At 66.0% G+C, this 3,932-nt stretch carries 6 protein-coding genes; 1 reads left to right on the top strand and 5 read right to left on the bottom strand.

What is annotated here, in order from left to right; genetic code table 11:
• Window positions 1-40: 40 nt before the first annotated feature.
• The 5 genes from RZ1_RS31950 to RZ1_RS29160 are packed head-to-tail and all read right to left on the bottom strand — an operon-like array spanning window position 41 to window position 3,605.
• Window positions 41-1,114 carry a ferritin family protein gene (locus tag RZ1_RS31950; protein WP_445009304.1) on the bottom strand — a complete coding sequence of 358 codons (1,074 nt, stop codon included), beginning with the start codon at window positions 1,112-1,114 and terminating at the stop codon, window positions 41-43.
• 1 nt (window position 1,115) lies between these two features.
• A complete protein-coding gene (locus RZ1_RS29175) occupies window positions 1,116-1,424 on the bottom strand; it encodes an MmoB/DmpM family protein (RefSeq protein ID WP_072816406.1) in 309 nt (102 codons plus the stop codon).
• Between the two features lie 9 nt (window positions 1,425-1,433).
• Window positions 1,434-1,823, bottom strand: a complete 390-nt coding sequence (locus RZ1_RS29170; protein WP_072816404.1) for a Rieske 2Fe-2S domain-containing protein — start codon at window positions 1,821-1,823, stop codon at window positions 1,434-1,436.
• Complete coding sequence (locus RZ1_RS29165; protein WP_072816402.1) at window positions 1,820-2,065, bottom strand: toluene-4-monooxygenase system B family protein; 246 nt, start codon at window positions 2,063-2,065, stop codon at window positions 1,820-1,822. The genes RZ1_RS29170 and RZ1_RS29165 overlap by 4 nt, the downstream gene beginning before the upstream one ends.
• A gap of 13 nt (window positions 2,066-2,078) precedes the next feature.
• Window positions 2,079-3,605 carry a ferritin family protein gene (locus RZ1_RS29160; RefSeq protein WP_072816400.1) on the bottom strand — a complete coding sequence of 509 codons (1,527 nt, stop codon included), beginning with the start codon at window positions 3,603-3,605 and terminating at the stop codon, window positions 2,079-2,081.
• Window positions 3,606-3,671: 66 nt separating this feature from the next.
• Here RZ1_RS29160 and RZ1_RS31050 point away from each other — a divergent pair.
• A partial coding sequence (locus RZ1_RS31050) for a hypothetical protein (RefSeq protein WP_218020506.1) occupies window positions 3,672-3,932 on the top strand: 261 nt, incomplete at its 3' end.

Raw genomic sequence — 3,932 nt, 5'->3', positions numbered from 1 at the left:
CCCGGCCGGACGGCGAAGGAATCACCCGACGGCTCGACTGTCACACGGTAGGGCCCGGCGGTTCTCGGGGCCGGAGTGCCGGCCCCGAGAACCGCCGGGTCAGATGGCGGTGCCAATGATGAACTCCTCGCGGGTCGCGACAGCCCTCTTCACCACGGCCGCCGGGTCGAGCGGGACCGGAGCCTTGCCCAGGGCCGGAGCGAGAGCGGTGACCGCCTCGTCGGCGACGGGCACCCACTTCGAGACCCACCCCTCGAGCACCTCGGACAGCGACGGGTCCCGCTCGAGCGCATAGGTTGTCAGCGCCTGCGTCCAGTCCCGGCTGCGGGCCGAATCGCGGGCGAACTCCGCGGCCAGCTCGGCGACGAACCGGTCGCCGTTCTGTGCCGCGAGATCGCTCAGGCAGTCGTTGAAGAGCGTGTCCAGCGTGGGCTTGACGACGACGCAGAGGGCCGTGAAGGCCTACCCCCCAGTCATAGCTGATCAGGAGGGTCTCGAGTGCCTTGCGCAGGGGTTGCCAGGCGGGGTCGGACTCCCAGATCTCCCGGCTTCGCGCGGTCTCGGCGATGCCGTCACCGTGGGTGTTGGCGAGCACCTTGGTCCAGTAGGCGATCCGCTGGATCCGCCGCATCTCGTCAGCGGCCTGGAAGTGGGCGCAGTTGGTGATGTAGGACGACGGGGCCATCTGGCCGACGTACAGGCTCACCATCTGCAGCGCGTGGATCGGGAATCGCATCGGAACGAGGACGTCCGCGAGGGTGGCCACCCACGCCGGGTCCAGGCCGTCGACGAGGCCACTGGCCTCCGATCGGTCTACCAGTGAATCGACGAAGATCTCGCGCTCGTGTTGCATCGCGACATAGTCGCGGTAGGTGAGCTTGTAGGGGTCGCGGAACGCCTCCCAGTCCTCGACCTGGAGCGGTGAGCCCTCGCGGTTGTTCAGGTACCAGGTGTTGATCGGCGTCGTCGGGTCGAGCTCGAAGGGAGCCGGCTCGCGACGGAAGTGGTAGTGAAACTTGCCGGTGACGGCTTCGTACGGAGTGGGCTTGCGCTTCACCTCGCCGAACTGGCTCCAGGTGCGCTGCTTACGGCGGCCTGCAGGGGTGGTGGTCATGTCAGTTGTTCCTCTCCAGGTACCACTCGATGCTGTCGTCGGAGGTGAGGACGCGGCCCGAGAACGAGGCCAGCGCCTGCTCGAGTCGCGTGATCGGGTAGGTGTAGCCGAGCTCGTCCTCCAGGGTGGCGCGCGTGAGCACACACCGGCCGGGAGTGTGAATCCGGACGTAGCCGTCCTGGTCGTCGATGGTCACCGGCAGGTCGGGGTTGTCCCGCTCGACGGCGGCCATCACAGCCTCGGCCAGGTCCGGGTCGAAGCCGCGGATCACCGGGCCGACCAGTTTGGCGGCGCTGTGGTTGTCGGTCATGAGTGGCCTTCAGCTCTCGTAGGACTTGTTGTAGTGGGTTTCGCCGTCCTGCGGGATCCCGACCCGGATCACCCCGTCGTTCTCCTCGACCCGGTAGCGGTACAGCGTCGAGCCCGTCGGGTTGATGCCGTCGCCACACTTCATGTCGAATTCCCACAGGTGGCCCGGGCACGCGAGCACACAGGTGTCCTCGTCCCATTTGCCGTCGGCCAGGAGCACCTCCTGGTGCGGGCAGAGGCCCTGGAAGGCTGCGTACGTGCCGTCGAGGTGGTGCACGATGACGACCTGCTCACCCTCGACCTCGGCATCGACGATGTCGCCCTCCCAGATGTCCTGTGCCTCGGGAACTTCGACCCACTTGATGTCGACGTCTGCAGCGACGTCCGCCTCCGCCGTCACAGATACCCCACTTCCACGACGTCCATCGGACCGAAGCCGGCGCCGGTCACGGTGGCGTCCGGCGCGACGGCGACCGAGTTGTGGCGGACCTGCAGCGGACGGTCCTGGGCGGCGACGCGATGTCCGACCACGTGGTAGGCCACCTTCTCGGCGACCTGCGTCATGGTGTCCTGGTCGTCGACCGGGACGAGCATCAAGACGAAGTCACCGTCGAACATGCCCTGCAACGGGAAAAGTGCCATGTTCCGTTCTCCCTCACTTGTCCGCGCCGACAGGCAACTTGCCGGGCACGTAGGCCTCGGCGGCCCATTCGTAGTTGGTCGCGTCCTGGCCGCATTCCTCGGGCGAGAGGCTCATGTAGGCGAGCGCGCCACCCAGGTCCGGCGGCTGGATCTCGCCGCCGAGGAACCGGTCGATCACGCTGGTGTGCCCCTTGAACCGGTCCGGGGACTCCTCGAAGATCCACTTGCAGGGCACCGAGCAGAAGTTGTACTGGCGTCCGTCGTGGACCAGCGTGTGCGGCAGCGGGCTGTCGAGCTTGCCCGCGTTGAAGCCGGCCGGCGTGCAGATCGGAATGTGGCACATGTTGCAGATCATCGGCAGGGTCTCGGGCAACGTCGCCTCCGGCTTGCCCGCCCGGATGTTGTCGCCCATGACGTCCCAGTGCCGTCCGAAGTTCTCGTTCCAGCCCGGGTACTTCTGCTCCAGCCAGTCCCGCTCCTCCGGCGAGGCCCCGGCATCGGGGTTCCACCAGACCGTCGGACGCCAGTTGTAGACACCGAGGTGGTACGCGTGATGCAGCCAGTCGAGCTCCGGCAGGAAGTATTCGTCCCAGTACCACGGCTTCTCCAGGCCGAAGTCGCGGAACTGCTCCAGGAACTGCTTGACGATGAACTCGCTCATGAACTCCTTGAAGGAGTGGGCGCGGTGCTCCAGCGGCGTGTAGTAGTCCATCGACAGTCCGGTCAGCAGCGCGAAGACCTTCCACGAGCGCCAGAACATGTGGTCGACCAGCTTCTGGGCAACATCCTTGTGCCCCTGCTCGATGAGGATCTTCACCGTCGGCTCACCCTGCTGGGAGTGCCGTGCCTCGTCGGTCTGAATCGAGGAGATAAGCGAACCGAAGTCCACGTCGCCGACCCGCATCGCGTCGGCCGCCATGCCCAGGAACTGCAGGTTGGTGAAGCCGGTCTCGAAGGTGAAGGTCAGCTGGATCGCGGTGGACACCGCATCGTTCGCGCCGAACATGTCGTCGAACAGGCTGCGGGCGGCGAGCGCCCCCCACTCGTTGGTGTGGAAGGCCTTGTGGGCCCAGTCCGCCCGCGGTTCCTTCGCCAGAAGGCCGTAGGGGAAGTACGTCTGGATCTGGCCGTGCCGGGTCTCGTCGAGGGTGCCGTACAGCGCCATGTTGCGCCACGCGGCGGCGCGGCCGAAGCGTCCCATCCGGGATTCACCGATGCCGGCGGTGTACTCGGGGACTGCGATGGCGCCGTAGTGGGCGATGATCGCCGACTTCCAGCCGGGGTCGAGGGACTCGAAGATCTTGGAACGGCCGACGACCGCGTTGACGGCGTAGACCGAGGCGTCCTTGCCGAACTGGTTGTGGACGTACTCGGTGTAGGTCACCTTGTAGGGCTCGTCCCACCCCCACCAGTCCTCGGCGGCGATGCCGTGGCTGTTGGAAAGCTCCTCGGGGAAGACGTCCTTTTCGTCGACGTAGGTGAACGTCCAATTCATATCTCGCGTGAGGTCGTACCACTGCGACCGCTCAAGGCTGGGCACCTGATGACTCCTTCGAATGGGGCCGACGCGCGCTGCGTTGGGGTACCCGAATTAGAGCACCGGGTGATGGCCATCACAACGGCGCCTTTCCATTCAACGGAAGTCGATTCCGCCGCCCCCGAACACGAACCGGGCGGCCTCGCCGCCGAGGCTGCGCTCGATCCGCGAAAAATTCGAAAAATTTGCTGCTACAACAGGATAGAATTTCGAGATGCGGGGAGAGGATGCTCGTCGGTCCGCGGTGCACACCCCCGGCGAATCCCGGCTCGCTCAGGCTTCGAGGAAAGCGGAATCGGCGGTGTCGTGTGCCCCATCCCTGTCGAGTCA

This window comes from Rhodococcus zopfii NBRC 100606 = JCM 9919 (assembly GCF_001895025.1).
GTDB lineage: Bacteria > Actinomycetota > Actinomycetes > Mycobacteriales > Mycobacteriaceae > Rhodococcus > Rhodococcus zopfii.
The sequence above is the reverse complement of the archived record's forward strand: the minus strand, read 5'-3'. Positions and strand labels throughout refer to the sequence as shown.